General features: G+C 32.9%; 20 protein-coding genes. 17 read left to right on the forward strand and 3 right to left on the reverse strand.

All coding sequences use genetic code 11. The features are described from left to right. Positions 1-7: 7 nt before the first annotated feature. From ABEB18_RS16120 to ABEB18_RS16185, 14 genes are all read left to right on the forward strand, one after another. Positions 8-1,171: a glycosyltransferase family 2 protein gene (locus tag ABEB18_RS16120; RefSeq protein WP_348800365.1), complete on the forward strand. Its 1,164-nt coding sequence runs from the start codon at positions 8-10 to the stop codon at positions 1,169-1,171. Positions 1,172-1,254: 83 nt separating this feature from the next. After that, complete coding sequence (locus tag ABEB18_RS16125) at positions 1,255-2,625, forward strand: dihydrolipoamide acetyltransferase family protein (RefSeq protein WP_348800366.1); 1,371 nt, start codon at positions 1,255-1,257, stop codon at positions 2,623-2,625. Between the two features lie 130 nt (positions 2,626-2,755). Then, positions 2,756-3,526, forward strand: a complete 771-nt coding sequence (locus tag ABEB18_RS16130) for an exonuclease domain-containing protein (protein WP_348800367.1) — start codon at positions 2,756-2,758, stop codon at positions 3,524-3,526. An 84-nt stretch (positions 3,527-3,610) separates the two neighbouring features. After that, positions 3,611-4,222, forward strand: coding sequence for a fumarylacetoacetate hydrolase family protein (locus tag ABEB18_RS16135; protein WP_348800369.1), 612 nt, complete (start codon positions 3,611-3,613; stop codon positions 4,220-4,222). After that, positions 4,222-4,566 carry an Hpt domain-containing protein gene (locus ABEB18_RS16140; protein WP_348800370.1) on the forward strand — a complete coding sequence of 115 codons (345 nt, stop codon included), beginning with the start codon at positions 4,222-4,224 and terminating at the stop codon, positions 4,564-4,566. The genes ABEB18_RS16135 and ABEB18_RS16140 overlap by 1 nt, the downstream gene beginning before the upstream one ends. Before the next feature lie 87 nt (positions 4,567-4,653). After that, on the forward strand, positions 4,654-5,904 hold the full coding sequence (locus tag ABEB18_RS16145) for a CinA family nicotinamide mononucleotide deamidase-related protein (protein WP_348800371.1): 1,251 nt from the start codon (positions 4,654-4,656) through the stop codon (positions 5,902-5,904). 75 nt (positions 5,905-5,979) lie between these two features. Continuing rightward, the gene (gene rpmB, locus ABEB18_RS16150; protein ID WP_024980263.1) at positions 5,980-6,216 is read left to right on the forward strand and encodes a 50S ribosomal protein L28; all 237 of its coding nucleotides are present in this window, start codon (positions 5,980-5,982) and stop codon (positions 6,214-6,216) included. 27 nt (positions 6,217-6,243) lie between these two features. Then, positions 6,244-6,426: a 50S ribosomal protein L33 gene (rpmG, locus tag ABEB18_RS16155; RefSeq protein ID WP_035640032.1), complete on the forward strand. Its 183-nt coding sequence runs from the start codon at positions 6,244-6,246 to the stop codon at positions 6,424-6,426. Positions 6,427-6,469: 43 nt separating this feature from the next. Beyond that, the gene (locus tag ABEB18_RS16160) at positions 6,470-6,622 is read left to right on the forward strand and encodes a DUF4295 domain-containing protein (RefSeq protein ID WP_100429907.1); all 153 of its coding nucleotides are present in this window, start codon (positions 6,470-6,472) and stop codon (positions 6,620-6,622) included. Positions 6,623-6,807: 185 nt separating this feature from the next. Beyond that, complete coding sequence (ftsY, locus tag ABEB18_RS16165) at positions 6,808-7,788, forward strand: signal recognition particle-docking protein FtsY (protein ID WP_348800372.1); 981 nt, start codon at positions 6,808-6,810, stop codon at positions 7,786-7,788. Between the two features lie 5 nt (positions 7,789-7,793). Further along, a complete protein-coding gene (locus ABEB18_RS16170) occupies positions 7,794-7,976 on the forward strand; it encodes a hypothetical protein (RefSeq protein WP_348800373.1) in 183 nt (60 codons plus the stop codon). A 347-nt stretch (positions 7,977-8,323) separates the two neighbouring features. Beyond that, positions 8,324-8,767 (forward strand): hypothetical protein, encoded by a 444-nt coding sequence (locus tag ABEB18_RS16175; RefSeq protein ID WP_348800374.1) that lies wholly within the window; start codon positions 8,324-8,326, stop codon positions 8,765-8,767. After that, positions 8,748-9,044, forward strand: coding sequence for a DciA family protein (locus tag ABEB18_RS16180; protein WP_348800375.1), 297 nt, complete (start codon positions 8,748-8,750; stop codon positions 9,042-9,044). The genes ABEB18_RS16175 and ABEB18_RS16180 overlap by 20 nt, the downstream gene beginning before the upstream one ends. A 15-nt stretch (positions 9,045-9,059) precedes the next feature. Then, on the forward strand, positions 9,060-9,524 hold the full coding sequence (locus ABEB18_RS16185) for a hypothetical protein (RefSeq protein WP_348800376.1): 465 nt from the start codon (positions 9,060-9,062) through the stop codon (positions 9,522-9,524). A gap of 96 nt (positions 9,525-9,620) precedes the next feature. Here ABEB18_RS16185 and ABEB18_RS16190 read toward each other — a convergent pair whose 3' ends face one another. From ABEB18_RS16190 to bshC, 3 genes are all read right to left on the reverse strand, one after another. Continuing rightward, entirely contained in the window at positions 9,621-10,040 is a 420-nt protein-coding gene (locus ABEB18_RS16190; protein ID WP_348800377.1) for a nucleoside-diphosphate kinase, read from the reverse strand. Between the two features lie 103 nt (positions 10,041-10,143). Next, positions 10,144-11,415 (reverse strand): acyltransferase family protein, encoded by a 1,272-nt coding sequence (locus tag ABEB18_RS16195; protein ID WP_348800378.1) that lies wholly within the window; start codon positions 11,413-11,415, stop codon positions 10,144-10,146. A gap of 28 nt (positions 11,416-11,443) precedes the next feature. Continuing rightward, positions 11,444-13,054 carry a bacillithiol biosynthesis cysteine-adding enzyme BshC gene (bshC, locus tag ABEB18_RS16200; RefSeq protein WP_348800379.1) on the reverse strand — a complete coding sequence of 537 codons (1,611 nt, stop codon included), beginning with the start codon at positions 13,052-13,054 and terminating at the stop codon, positions 11,444-11,446. 261 nt (positions 13,055-13,315) lie between these two features. Between bshC and ABEB18_RS16205 the strand changes: the two genes are divergently transcribed. The 3 genes from ABEB18_RS16205 (at position 13,316) to ABEB18_RS16215 (ending at position 15,626) form a co-directional block, all read left to right on the forward strand. Then, positions 13,316-14,593, forward strand: a complete 1,278-nt coding sequence (locus ABEB18_RS16205) for an MFS transporter (protein WP_348800380.1) — start codon at positions 13,316-13,318, stop codon at positions 14,591-14,593. 109 nt (positions 14,594-14,702) lie between these two features. After that, positions 14,703-14,957, forward strand: coding sequence for an autorepressor SdpR family transcription factor (locus ABEB18_RS16210; RefSeq protein WP_348800381.1), 255 nt, complete (start codon positions 14,703-14,705; stop codon positions 14,955-14,957). Positions 14,958-14,960: 3 nt separating this feature from the next. Further along, the gene (locus tag ABEB18_RS16215; RefSeq protein WP_348800382.1) at positions 14,961-15,626 is read left to right on the forward strand and encodes an SdpI family protein; all 666 of its coding nucleotides are present in this window, start codon (positions 14,961-14,963) and stop codon (positions 15,624-15,626) included. Positions 15,627-15,640: the final 14 nt, after the last annotated feature.

Here is a 15,640-nt window from a genome sequence, read left to right on the forward strand (position 1 = left end):
TTGAAAAATGCAGTTATCCGTTATCATTCTCAATTATAATGTTCGCTATTTTCTGGAGCTTTGTTTGTTAAGTGTCGAAAGCGCTTTGAAAAACATAGATTCTGAAATTATAGTAGTCGATAATAATTCGCAAGATCAGAGTTGTGAAATGGTACAAAAGCGTTTTCCAAACGTCAAACTAATTCAGAATAATCAAAATGTTGGTTTTTCAAAAGGGAATAATGTAGGAGTGACCCAAGCCAAAGGGAATTATATTTGTATCTTAAATCCCGATACTGTTGTTGCAGAAGATACTTTTGAAAAAATTTTGACATTTGCTAATACTCAAAATGATCTTGGAGTTGTTGGGGTAAAGCTTATTGATGGAACGGGTAATTTTTTGCCTGAGAGCAAAAGAGGAGTACCGACTCCTTGGGTTGCTTTTACCAAAGTTCTAGGATTGTATCGTTTTTTTTCAAAATCGACACTATTTAATCAGTATTATGCGCAACATGTTTCCGAAAATGAAACGGCCGAGGTTGAAATATTGGTTGGCGCTTTTATGTTTTTAAAGAGAGATTTATATATCGAAGTCGGAGGTTTTGATGAAGATTGTTTTATGTATTCAGACGATATCGATTTGTCTTATACTATTTTACAAAAAGGAAAGAAGAATTATTATTTTCACGAAACAACAGTTATACATTATAAAGGAGAAAGCACAATAAAAGATGGAATGTATATGAAACGTTTCCAGGAGGCAATGGAGTTTTTTTATACCAAACATTTCAAAAGATCTTTTGTGTTTTCGGTATTCATGAAGATAGGGATAGTATTTTTTTCTTTGGTCAAAAGATTTCAAGGAAAAACTCAAAAGAAAACTAAGATTGAAAAATTTTTACTGGTTTCTGCATTAGAATCCTTAACAGAAATAATAACATTGGTTGTCCAAAAAAAGGTTGATTTTCTCAATTGGGAAGCAGAAAAAAAGGTAAATTTGCCTTCGAATTCAATAAGAAATGGATTGCAAGTTATTTTAGATAATGAATTTGTTTCCTTTAAAGAGTGTATCAGTTTTCACGAAAGGTTTACAAACAATAAGGTTACATTTAGGATAAAGCCTAAAGGAACCAATTATTTCATTGGAAGTGATTCTTCTAATAATTTAGGTGAAATTGTAAAAATCAGATAAAAATTGAATTTTGAATAATTTTAATTGATATTTTTGATTAATTTCGCAAACATATAATCAAAATCACCGTTTAGGTTAATAATATGGCAAAGTTTGAATTAAAGCTTCCTAAAATGGGAGAAAGTGTTGCGGAAGCAACCATTACAAATTGGTTAAAAGAAGTTGGAGATAAGATAGAGGCTGATGAGGCTGTTTTGGAAATCGCCACCGATAAGGTAGATTCTGAAGTGCCGTCTGAGGTGTCTGGTGTGCTTGTTGAAAAATTATTTGGAAAAGACGATTTGGTTCAAGTAGGACAAACTATTGCTATTATTGAAACAGAAGGGGATAATGATGATGTAAATGAAGAAGTTCCTGAAGGGGTATCTTTGGAGGTTGTACAGGAAATCGAAAAATCGGTTGAAGTTGCAAAAGGCTTGAGTGATAGTGAACAGGCGAAGCAAACTGTTACGACACCTGTAAGTTTTTTTGAAAGTGATAAGTTTTTTTCTCCATTGGTAAGAAATATTGCAAAAGAAGAAGGGGTTTCGTTGGCTGAGTTGGATAGTATTGCAGGGTCAGGAAAAGACGGACGTGTTACAAAAGACGATATTTTAGATTATATCAAAAACAGAGGAATTCATACAGCAGCAGTTCTTAATACTCCTGTAAAAAACATTGATGAGGTAAAAGCAGTTGAAACCGTAAATGTGGTTTCGGGTGATGATAATCAGGTGCAAACTGTTTCGCCAGTTTCAGTGAATGGTGGTGACGAGATTATCGAAATGGATAGAATGCGTAAGTTGATATCTGGTTATATGATGGCGTCTGTTCAAACTTCGGCACACGTACAATCGTTTATCGAGGTTGATGTTACTAATATTGTAAAATGGAGAGATAAAGTAAAAAATGCTTTCGAAAAAAGAGAAAATGAAAAGTTAACATTTACTCCAATTTTTATGGAAGCCGTTGCAAAAGCCTTGAGAGATTTCCCAGGTATGAATATTTCTGTACAAGGAGATTTTATTATCAAAAAGAAAAATATAAACCTTGGTATGGCAGCAGCTCTACCAAATGGTAATTTGATAGTGCCAGTTATAAAAAATGCAGATCAATTAAATTTGGTAGGCATGGCAAAAGCAGTAAATGATTTAGGAAACCGTGCAAAACAAGGGAAATTAAAGCCCGATGATACTCAAGGAGGAACATATACGGTTACCAATGTGGGAACTTTTGGTAGTGTTTTTGGGACACCAATTATTAATCAGCCACAGGTAGGAATATTGGCTTTGGGAGCAATTCGCAAGGTTCCTGCGGTTATCGAGACTCCCGATGGTGATTTTATAGGTATTCGTCAAAAAATGTTCTTATCGCATAGTTATGATCACCGTGTAGTTGATGGTGCGTTGGGAGGAAGCTTTGTAAAACGTGTAGCCGAATATCTGGAAGCATTTGATATAAATAGAGATTATTAATTTGAAAATAAATAGTATGCAAACCCGACACGATTTAAGTTGTCGGGTTTTCTTTTTTAAGGCGATTTTAGAATTGGATTTTATGTATTCAAGTCCAAATATTTATATTTGCATAAATTAAATTCAAAAAATGGAACTCAAACTCAATAAACCAATTTGTTTTTTCGATCTTGAAACTACAGGAATAGACATAGGAAAAGATAGAATTGTTGAAATATCAGTTTTCAAAGTTTTTCCAAACGGTAATAAAGAGAGTAAAACATGGTTGGTAAATCCAACAATTCCAATTCCTCCACAATCCTCGGCTATTCACGGGGTAACTAATGAAAAAGTGGCCAATGAACCTACTTTTAAAGAATTAGCTCCTCAAGTATATAATATGATAAAGGATAGTGATTTGGCTGGGTTCAATTCAGATCGTTTTGATATTCCGTTATTGGCTGAAGAGTTATTGAGAGCAGGAGTCGATTTTGATATGAAAAATAGAGTTTCTGTAGATGTACAGACAATTTTTCACAAAATGGAAGAGCGTACTTTGAGTGCAGCTTTAAAATTTTATTGCGGAAAAAGTCTAGAAAATGCACATTCGGCCGAAGCAGATACTATGGCAACCTACGAAATTTTAAAAGCACAATTAGATCGTTATCCCGAATTACAAAACGATATGAAGGTGTTGTCTGAATTTACAACTCGCAAAAAAATAGCTGATTTTGCAGGAATGATCGCTTTTGATGATGATGGTGAGGAAATATTTACTTTTGGAAAGCATAAAGGAGCTAAAGTTGATAAGGTTTTAGAATCAGAGCCAGGTTATTTTAGTTGGATTCAAAATGCTGATTTTCCTTTGTATACCAAAAAAGTTTTGACAGCAATTAAATTAAGAAAGTTAAATACAAAATAATAAGTAGTTAGTGATTGGTAATTAGTGAATGGTCTAAAAGATTCCGTGTTAATTACCAATCACAAATTACTAATTACTTAAAATATGAAAATAATCTGTGTAGGCAGGAATTATGCCAGTCATATAGAAGAATTAAAAAACGAACGCCCTTCAGAACCAGTGGTTTTTATGAAGCCTGACTCAGCTGTATTGTTGAAACAGCATCCCTTTGTAATTCCTGAATTTTCAGAAGATATTCATCATGAAATAGAATTGATAGTAAAAATCAATAAAGTTGGTAAGTATATCGAACCTAAATTTGCTCATAAATATTATGATGAAATTAGTGTTGGGATCGATTTTACAGCTAGAGATTTGCAAACTAAATTGAAAGAGAAAGGACTTCCGTGGGAAAAGGCCAAAGCGTTTGATGGTTCGGCAGTTATTGGAGATTTTTTGCCTAAAACTCAATTTGTTTCATTGGAAAGCATTACTTTTGAGCTGAAAAATAATAATGTCACTGTACAAGAAGGGAATTCTAATAGGATGTTGTGGAGTATTGATGAGCTGATTTCTTATGTTTCTCAGTTTTTTACTTTGAAAATTGGGGATATTATTTTTACGGGAACACCAGCAGGAGTGGCTGCTGTAAAACCTAATGATGTTTTAGAAGGATTTTTAGAAGGACAAAAACTATTTAGAATACAAGTTAAATAATGGCTATAAAATATAACCTAGCAAAAGTGTATGCACTTTCGGATAGTGATCCAGCTTTTGTGAATGAAATTTTGAATTTGTTTGTTACCGAAGTTCCTGAGGATTTGGCTCTTGTAGGAGAGGGTATAAAGAAAAAAGATTACAAACAGGCTTATGCGTATGCTCATAAATTGAAGCCAACTCTAGATTTGCTTGGGTTAAATGTAGCTTTCGAAGAAATTCTTCAAATTGAAGCTTGGACAAAAACCGAAGGGAAAAAGAAAGAAATCATAGAAACGTATAAAAGTGTTAAAACGCAAGTTAAGGATGCTATCAAAGAGATAAAAAAGGATTTTGATCTTTAAGAGATAGTTTGAAAATAGAAAACAACCTCACAATCTAACAGTTGGATACAACAATTGTTAGATTTTTTTATTTAAGGAAAAGATTGTATGAGAGCAGCAATTGTAACAATAGGAGATGAGATTTTAATAGGCCAGATTGTAGATACAAATTCTGGATTCATAGCTAAGGCATTTGATAAAATAGGGGTCGAAATTTATGAAATGCTTTCCATAAGTGATTCCAAAGAACATATTTTAAATACTTTTTCGCTACTTCAAAACACAGTTGATATTGTTGTTGTTACAGGAGGGTTGGGGCCAACCAAAGACGATGTGACTAAGAAAACATTTTGTGAGTATTTTGAAGACGAGCTTGTTGTTGATCAGGCCGTGTTGGCTCATGTGACTGAATTGATAGAGGGGTTTTATAAACGAACAATAACTCAGATTAATAAAGATCAGGCATTGGTTCCGTCAAAATGTACAGTATTGCATAATCAAGTAGGAACAGCTCCAGGGATGTGGATGAAAAAAGAAAATACTGTTTTTATTTCGCTTCCAGGTGTTCCTTTTGAAATGAAATATTTAGTTGAAAACGAAATCATTCCTAAAATTGTTCAAGAGTACGATCGCCCTTACATTTTACATAAAACAATTGTGACGCATGGAAGAGGGGAAAGCGCAGTGGCAGAGCAGATTGAATATTGGGAGAATAATTTGCCTGATTTTGTAAAATTGGCCTATTTGCCTTCGCCTGGAAGTGTTCGATTGAGGCTTTCAACAAGAGGGACAGATAAGGAAATGTTGGAAAGAGTAATTCAGGAAAATGTAAATTCGCTAACAGAAATAATAGGGGATATTATAGTTGGTTTTGATGAAGATGAAACCTTGGAGGTGGTTTTAGGAAGAGTATTAACCAAAAATAAATTTAGTTTGGCTACAGCCGAAAGCTGTACAGGAGGAAAAATTGCTGAGTTAATTGCTTCGGTTCCGGGAGCTTCTAATTATTTTAAAGGGAGTATAGTGGCTTATTCGACAGAGGTGAAACAAAAGGTGTTGGGAATTTCTGAAAATACAATACGCCAATATTCGGTTGTAAGTGCTGAAGTTGTTAAAGCTATGGCTTTAAATGTGAAAAACTTACTGAACACTGATTATGCTATAGCTACAACGGGTAATGCGGGGCCTACCAAAGGGGATTCGGATATCGAGGTAGGGACTGTTTTTATTGCTTTAGCAACACCAGATAAGGTTCTTGTTGAGGGGTTTAACTTTGGTCAACCTCGTGAAAAAGTGATAGATAGAGCAGTGATGAAAGGGATGGAAATGTTACTAAAAGAAATTTCAAAAAAAGAATAATATTTTTTTTGGTTAATAGGTTTATTTTCCTTTACTTTGCACCCTGATTTTGAATAACGATAAAAGATAAGTATAATGTCAAGAGTTTGTGACCTTACAGGTAAAAGAGCGATGGTAGGAAATAACGTTTCTCACGCTATGAACAAAACTAAGAGAAAGTTTTCTGTAAACTTAGTTAAAAAGCGTTTTTATCTTCCAGAAGAAGATAGATGGATTACTCTTAGAGTAGCAGCATCTACGATAAAAACAATTAATAAAAATGGAATCGCTGCTGTTTTGAAAAAAGCACAGTCAGAAGGATTTATTAAATAATCTTTTCCAAAATAAATATATAGCAAGATGGCAAAGAAAGGAAATAGAATCCAGGTAATTTTAGAATGTACTGAACACAAAGCTTCTGGTGTTGCGGGTACTTCAAGATATATAACTACTAAGAACAAAAAAAATACTCCAGATAGATTAGAGATTAAAAAATTTAATCCAATCTTGAAAAGAGTTACTGTTCATAAAGAAATTAAATAATAAAAATTTTTACTTAAAGTAAAAGTTTTAAAAAACATTAATCATGGCAAAGAAAACCGTAGCATCGTTACAAACATCTTCTAAGAGATTATCAAAAGCCATCAAAATGGTAAAATCTCCAGTAACTGGCGCATATACATTCGTAGAATCGATTATGGCTCCTGAAGAAGTTGATGAATTCTTGAAAAAGAAATAATCCTATTACAATTTATAGATAAGCTACTTTCTTTCGAAAGTAGCTTTTTTATTTTTTATATTTACATAAAATTTAAACAATCTTTGATGAGACTCTCTATTGGTTAGAAAATAGTTAGGTTTTAATAGATTTTTCAGGTTTAAGTTGATAATTGTAAAAATCCAAATCATAAAAACCCATTTTAAATGAGCTTTTTTAAAAAAATATTTTCTTCAGAGAAAAAAGATTCTGGGCTTAGTGAACAAGCTAAACAATCATTAGATAAAGGTCTAGAGAAAACAAAAACTTCTTTCTTTACCAAACTGACTAAAGCAGTTGCTGGGAAATCGAAAGTCGATGACGATGTTTTGGATAATCTGGAAGAGGTACTAGTTGCTTCGGATGTTGGGGTAAATACAACTCTAAAAATTATCAACCGAATTGAAAAACGTGTAGAGGCTGATAAATATCTGGGAACTGATGAATTAAATCAGATTTTAAGAGATGAAATCGCTGGACTTTTATCCGAAACAAATACAGGTGTTGCGACAGAATTTGTAATTCCAGTCGATACCAAGCCCTATGTTTTGATGGTGGTTGGAGTGAATGGTGTTGGTAAAACTACTACAATTGGTAAGTTGGCTTATCAATTTAAAAAAGCAGGTCATAAAGTAGTATTAGGGGCAGCGGATACTTTTCGTGCTGCTGCTATTGATCAGTTACAAATTTGGGCAGATAGAGTAGGTGTGCCAATAGTTAGACAAGAGATGGGGAGTGATCCTGCATCTGTAGCTTTTGATACACTTCAATCTGCAGTAGCTCAAAATGCAGATGTTGTTATAATTGACACAGCTGGACGTTTGCATAATAAAATTAACTTGATGAACGAACTTTCAAAAGTGAAGCGTGTAATGCAAAAAGTTGTTGGAGATGCTCCACATGATGTTATGTTGGTTTTAGATGGTTCTACTGGTCAAAATGCTTTTGAACAAGCGAAACAATTTACCGCTGCTACTGAAGTTTCTTGTTTGGCCGTTACTAAATTAGATGGTACTGCTAAAGGTGGTGTTGTTATTGGTATTTCAGATCAGTTTCAGATTCCCGTAAAATATATTGGTGTTGGAGAAGGGATTGAGGATTTGCAAGTCTTCAATAAGTATGAATTTGTTGATAGTTTCTTTAAATAATAATTATGATTTTTTCATTTTTTAAAAATGCCAGCCCAATATTTTTTTATTTTTTAAGTGTTGTGGCTTTTGTCTTGGCAAATGTTCTTAAAGAAACTACCATTACCTTGTATTATGTGTTGTTGATTGTTGGTTTGGTTTTATTCTTTTTAGGAATGTTGAGAAGAATTAAGCAAAGACCTAAATAAATTCAAAATGTATAAAATATGTAAAGCTCTATTATGGAGCTTTTTTTATTTTGTGCCTATAAATTATCTAAAAAGATTGATTTTTAAAGGGTTATGGTTGTTGGTTTTTGATAAGTTTATAGATAGAAAAAATAGTTTAGTTAGAAGTCTGTTTTTTTATTTCCTTTGGATTTTTTTAAGTTTAACTTTGTTGAATAAACTAATGGTATTGGTAAGGAGAAAGCCTAGTCCTGATAGAAGCGGCATCTCCCGATTTAGCAAAATAAGGCTTTTTTTGCCGTAGTTTTGCTAAATCGGGAATATAGCGGATAGCAGGATGAAGCTCCAAAAAATTAAAATAATATAGTATGAAAAAAATTATTAGTGTTTTACTGATAGCACTTTTGTTGGTGAGTTGTAAACAGAAAATTACTTCAGAAGATGTTGCTAAAATAAATGGATATTGGGAGATTGAAAAGGTAGTTTTTAAAGATGGTGAGACCAAAGAATACGGGATGAACGAATCGTTTGATTATTTTCAGGTTGGAAAAAATAATTCGGGAGTTCGAAAAAAAGTGATGCCACAATTGGATGGGACTTTCTTGGTTAACAATACATTTGAAAATGTTAAAATGCGATTTGTTGGAGACCAAACGTTTTTGGATTATAGTACCCCTTATATGAAATGGAGTGAGGAAGTATTGACTTTGACAGCTACCGAAATGGTGGTTTTAAATAAAGAAGAAAAAGAGTATCATTATAAAAAAGCAGAGCCTGTAAAGCTTGATGATTATGGCAAAAAGACTAAATAATCAAAGTAGTGTTGGAGATATTTTGAAGCAAATTATTGAGGTAAATAAACTTCAAGCAGGAATGGATGATATAGATGTGCGTGAGGCTTGGCGCAATTTGATGGGCAATGGAGTTAATAGTTATACCCAAAATGTAGTTCTGAAAGGCTCGACATTGTATGTTCAGTTAACATCGGCGGTTTTGCGTGAAGAATTAAGTCACGGAAAATCTAAAATCATCAAAATGATTAATGAAGAATTGCGTAGAGATGTGGTAAGGGATGTGGTACTTCGTTAATTGTTAGTTGTAATTATGGATTCTAAATTTAAATTTTTACCAATTGTTCTAATTTCATATTTAACGGTATTGCCAGTTTTGGTGATTTATCTTAGTTATACATCGCCAAAGGCAGGTATGGTTTTGCCTATTTTATTTTTGTTATTTGTTATCTCATTTTGGTTAACAGCAATTAGAACGAGGGCTTATAAAGTAAAGATTGATAATGAAGGTATAATTGTTAATCGTTATTTTGGTTTTGGTAAATCTAAAATGTACGATTTTAAAGAAATTGATAATTTTGTGAATTTATTTGAATCTGGAAAATTGGGAGTGTCTGAGTCAATTTTTATTATTAAAAATGAAAGAAGAATAGCGAGTATTTCTAGTTTTTATCATAGTAATTTTGAATTGTTAAAGAAAATTTTAGAGACTAAATTGGTTTATGGAGGTGAAATAAAAAACAATTTTAAAGAGGAAATCTCTGAAATAATCAAATAAAACAAAATCCCATTCAAGTGAATGGGATCTTTGTGAATTTGAGTTAACTTTTTTTAGTTTTTTACTGATTACTAAAAAGGGAAAACTGCTAACTTATTAAAATTGCTCTCTTCCAGCAAAGTGGAAAGCACTTTCGATAGCAGCGTTTTCGTCACTGTCTGAACCGTGAACGGCATTTTCTCCGATAGAAGTTGCGTAAGCTTTACGGATAGTTCCTTCAGCAGCTTCAGCAGGGTTGGTAGCTCCGATTAAAGTTCTGAAATCTTCAACTGCATTTTCTTTTTCTAAAATTGCAGCAACGATAGGTCCTCTTGACATAAATTCTACTAATTCTCCGTAGAATGGTCTTGCAGCATGAACAGCATAAAAAGCTTTGGCATCTGCTACTGTCAATTGTGTTAATTTCAAAGAAACGATTTTGAATCCACCGTTTGTAATCATTGCTAATATATTTCCGATGTGTCCGTTTGCAACAGCATCAGGTTTAATCATTGTAAAAGTTCTATTTGTAGCCATTTGTATATGTTTTAAAATTTTATGCAAAAATATACTTTTTTTACCGAATAAAATTAGAGAATTATCAGATTCATAATCAAAAACAATAGATTTTGGTATGTTGTTAGACTTTGAAGTACATTTTCTTTTTGTAGAAATAAGCTAAAACAAACGACCATAAGCCTACATATATAAGTGCAAATGTTAATGAAGAAGTCATAGGATTGCTAAAAAATGGCTTTACTCCAGCAACATATAGATAGTCTAAAAGATTAGTTTGGTGGTTTGGTATTTCTGGATTAGGAATCGAAATCATTGCCAAAGCTTGAGGGATAATTTGAGATAAGAAAAAGACAATCATCGGATTTACACCCCAAATTAGAAATAGTTTTGTTCCTTTCTTACAATCAAATATATCAATACAGTAATACAGAATAGACAATGTTACTGTAGCCAATCCCGCTGTGTATAACACGTAGGAACTTGTCCAAAGTGATTTGTTGATAGGGAAAGTAAAATTCCAAATTTGACCTAAACAAATAAGAATGATTCCGATAAGGAGCATTTTTTTTGCTTTTTCAGTTTTCAAAGCAGCACTATTGAGTAATTGTCCTATCAACAATCCAATTATTCCAGTAGCAATTGATGGAATAGTACTTAAAATCCCCTCAGGATCCCAGGTTTTAGAAGCTTCCCACATATGTCCGTTCAAGAAAAGATTGTCAAACCAAGCAGCTAGATTGGTTCCTTTTTCTAGGTTTGTAATTTCAAAACCAGGTGTAGGAACCAAAGTCATAAGTCCCCAATAACATAACAAAATTGTAATAGCAACTATAAGTTGGTTTTTTTGTGTTGTTTTTAGATATAAAAGGGAGGTGACAAAATAGACAATCCCAATACGTTGTAAAACACCTGGTAAACGAACGTTTTGATAGGCTTCGATTCCGCTGTAGGCGAGAATTATATAAATTACGAATATTGATATCGCCAAATATGTTTTTAACTTTGGATTAAAATTTCCCATGAGAGCATATCCGATTAAGGCTGTAATTGTTAATCGTCCGATTACCAATGGGATTCCTTCTAATCCGAAGAGTTGTATGTTTCCAAAAAAATTAAAAAATATCCCCAAACAAATCATACGCAATGAGCGCGTAAAAATTTTGTTGAAAGTCGAATTGTCATAAGTTTTGTTTGGCATTGCAAATGAGATAGCAACTCCCATAATAAAGACAAAAAAAGGAAAAACTAAGTCAGTTGGAGTGCATCCGTGCCATTCGGCATGCTGTAAAGGAGGGTAAATTGTAGCCCAGCTTCCTGGGTTGTTTACAATGGTCATTAACATAATAGTTAATCCTCTAAATACATCTAGAGAAATTAAGCGGTCTTTGGTCATGGGTTTTGGTTTTATAGTGGTTAATCATTTAGTACAATTCAATAATATTAAAGTTGTTAGCTAAAGGATTGAGTTGGTTCATTAATGTAGGGATTAATTGTTCTCCATTTTCTAAGTAAAATTCTGAGAAATTGACTTGACGCTCTTGTAAACTTTGGTTAGGGAACAATTCGTTTTGCAAGTCGATAACACGCTGTAACTCGTCATGGAATTTTCTTTTTTGAGCAATAAGTAGTCTTTTTTCAAGGTTTTCTAATCCCTTGATTTGTTTTACTTCTTGCGCTTTTACGGCACCCAAAAAAGATTTGTCAGTATGATTTGCAAGTTCTAACAATGTGTCAAATTGTTTTCGTAGAGCTGTTTTTTGTTCTTCAAAATCGATTGGATAATCGGATAATCGATTGGTGATTTGATTGATCAAATTGGCTTGTTTAGAGAACAAGTCGGCCCAGCTTAGATTTAAATTGTCAGCTTTTTTGTTGAATTTTTTGGTGGTTAGCAGAACAGAATTTCGTACTAATAACATTGGAAAAGTAACATTTACAGCATCAAAAAAGGATTTTAATTCTAGCCAGTATGCTATTTCTCCACCACCTCCGATGTAGCATAAATTGGGTAAAATTACTTCCTGATATAACGGACGCATTATCACGTTTGGGCTGAATTTTTCTGGATTACTTTCTAATAAAGATAGAATTTCAGCTTCGGTAAATTGAATTTGAGTATGATTGACTTTGTAAATTTCTCCCTGATTACTATCGGGATCCAAGATGATTCTTTTTCGTAAATTATCTTCGATATAAAATAAATTAATCTCTCTTGGATTTACTTGAACGCTATAGTCTTTTAGGTTTTTAATGGTTTCGGTTACAGATTTAAAAGAAGTTTGTCGAAGTAATTCATCTTTCAAATAAGGAATAAAAATACGCTTCAAATCTTTGTTATCTGCATCAATAATGACCAAGCCATATTCTCCAAAAAGAGAATTGGCTAGATGTCGAGTGGCATCGGTAAGATTGTTGTGTTTGATATATGAATCTTCAAACAGCTTTTTGATGGTTTCGGCATTGGTACTGTGACCGATTTCTTGAGTGAAAATTTTCAGAAAATCATCCAATCCATCCGTTGATAATCGTCCAACGGGACCAGCACTTTCTTTGTTCCAGTGGAATTTTTTTCCTTTAAAACTAAAATAATTGATTTCCTCAAAGTCATGGTCTTCGGTCGCCATCCAATATACAGGAACAAAGTTATATTCTGGGTATTTGGACTTTAATTCATTGGAAAGATTGATGGTCGAAATGATTTTGTATAAAAAATACAATGGTCCACTAAACAGGTTTAATTGATGTCCAGTTGTAACTGTAAAAGTGTTTGGACTGTTTAATTGTTTAATGTTGTTTAATGTTTCAGGAGAAACGTTTAAGTTCGAATACTGCTGCTCTAAAACAGAAACTAGAATTTGTCTTTTGTTGGTAGTGTTAAAATTTGCCTTTTTCTCTTCGATTTGTGCTTCAAAGTTTTCGAGAGAGGGAAATCGATTGTATAGAGAGGTTAATTCGTTTTTTTGATTCAAATAATCGTTCATCAATGAAGTGAAATATCCTGAGTTTTGATAGCTAATACAGTCGGTTGGCATAATTTTTTTATTTGGTAGCTGTAAATTTAATGAAAATATATAGTTTAAAAAGCTTTTAACGATAGCTTAAGATTTGTTTTTATTTTATGTCTTAATAGTATTAAAGTTGTTTTTTTGATAGTCCAAGTTGTAACGAAATTTTAAAATATGTTTTTGTTTAATTTGTTAAAAATATAAAAGGTATTGAAACTAATTTTTCTAAGAGTGCATTTTTAACAACGAAAGTTTATTTTTGCAATCAAAAAAAAGAATAGTTATTTTATGGAAAATAATCAAAAACCAAAGAACTCGTTAAAACATGTTCTTTTTGGGAGCTTAATTGGTACCACAATCGAATTTTTTGACTTTTATATTTATGCCAATGCAGCAGTATTGGTGTTCCCACAATTGTTTTTTCCAGGTGCCGATAAAACAATGGCAACTTTAGAATCTTTAGCAACATTTTCGATAGCTTTTTTATCGCGTCCATTGGGTTCGGCCTTTTTTGGACATTATGGAGATAAAATTGGTCGAAAGTTTACGTTGGTTGCAGCCTTATTAACAATGGGGATTTCAACAGTTGCTATAGGTTTTTTACCGAGTTATGCTAGTATCGGAGTTTTAGCACCTATGTTATTGATGTTATGCCGATTTGGACAAGGTGTTGGACTTGGAGGCGAGTGGGGAGGAGCGGTTTTGCTCGCTATCGAGAATGCACCACCACACAAACGCGCTTGGTACGGAATGTTTCCGCAGTTGGGAGCACCGATAGGATTACTACTTTCTGGAGGGACATTTTTGATATTGACCGATTCTATGAGTTCGGATGATTTTATGAATTACGGTTGGCGAATTCCATTTATTGCTAGTTCTCTTTTGGTTATAGTAGGGTTTTATATTCGAACAAAAATAGGCGAAACACCTTCCTTTGAAAATTCGAAAAAAGAACATGAAGAAGTAAAAGTCCCTTTTTTAACTTTGATAAAATCGTATAAAAACCAATTAGTTTTTGGTACTCTGGCAGCGATTACAACTTTCTTGGTTTTTTATCTAATGACCGTTTTTATGCTGAATTGGAATACCAAAAATTCAGGTTTTTCTAATCGTGATGCACTTTTAATCCAATTGTTTTCGGTTTTGTTTTTTGCCATTTTTATTCCAATATCAGCTTTGGCAGCCGATAAAATTGGGCGTCGTAAAATGTTGCTTTACACTACAATCGTAATAGCCGTTTTTGGTTTTTCGTTTCCGTTCTTTTTGGGTTCAGGAAACACATTTCTAATAACAGCTTTTATGTGTCTTGGAATGTCGTTAATGGGATTTATTTACGGACCTTTAGGAACTTTTCTTTCAGAGTTGTTCCCAACGGCAGTTCGTTACTCTGGTGCTTCTTTAACTTTTAATATGGCAGGGATATTGGGTGCTGCATTTGCACCAATGGCGGCAATTTGGCTAGCCGATAAGTACGGTATTGGAGCTGTAGGAATGTATCTTACGATTGCCGCTTTTATTTCGTTAATTTCTCTGCTGGTAATCAACAAGCAGGAGCATAAGTTTTAAGTCTTTCACAAACTTTATAAAATGGATATCAATGAAAATTGTTATCCATTTTTTTTGCAAATTTAAAAAGTATTTAGATATTTGTCTAAATATATAAATGTTTTAAAAAATGAATGCTGTATTTAAAGCATTGAACGATGCTACAAGAAGGGAAATTCTGGAGCTTTTAAAACAAAAAGATTTAACTGCTGGAGAAATTGCTGATGCTTTTCATATCTCGAAGCCAAGTATCTCGCATCATTTGGATCTTTTGAAACGAGCTGATTTGATTACTTCCGAGAAAAAAGGGCAATTTATCACTTACTCTATAAATACGACCATTATGGAAGATGTCTTGCAATGGATACTAACCTTTAAAAAATAAAAAATGAATTTTGAATTAAAAAAAGAACTTCCTTTAGTTGGAATAATTTTATTGCCTTTTATTTATTTAGCTTTTATTTGGAATACTTTACCAGAAAAAGTTCCCACTCACTGGAGTATCAAAGGCGATATTGACCATTGGGGAGACAAGACATTTTTGATCGGAGTACCTTTTATGTTTCCTGTTTTTGTATATGTTCTGTTTTTGATTATTCCAAAAATTGACCCTAAAAAGAGAATTGCATTGATGGGAAGGAAGTTTGATCAAATCAAGTTTATAGTCGTTTTGTTTGCTTCTGTGCTGGCATTGTTTGTTATTTATTGTTCTAAAAGTTTATCTTTTTCGAGTCCCAATTTTGTTTTTGTTTTAATCGGAATATTGTTTATCGCAATGGGAAATTATTTCAAAGTGATTCAGCCTAATTATTTTTTAGGTATTCGTACACCTTGGACTTTAGAGAATAATGAAGTATGGAAATTAACGCATGTTTTTGCTGGAAAACTTTGGCTTATAGGTGGATCACTTATCGTATTAGGAGCATTGTTATTCGAAGCTGAATTTCTAGGGACAGTCTTTATAGTGTTTGTTACTATTTTGGCTTTTATTCCGATGGTGTATTCCTATATTGTATTTAAGGAGATAGAAAAAAGAGATAAGATTTCTAATTAGTTTGTAGGTTAATT

This window comes from Flavobacterium adhaerens, from assembly GCF_040045115.1.
In the GTDB taxonomy this organism is placed as follows: Bacteria; Bacteroidota; Bacteroidia; order Flavobacteriales; family Flavobacteriaceae; genus Flavobacterium; species Flavobacterium adhaerens.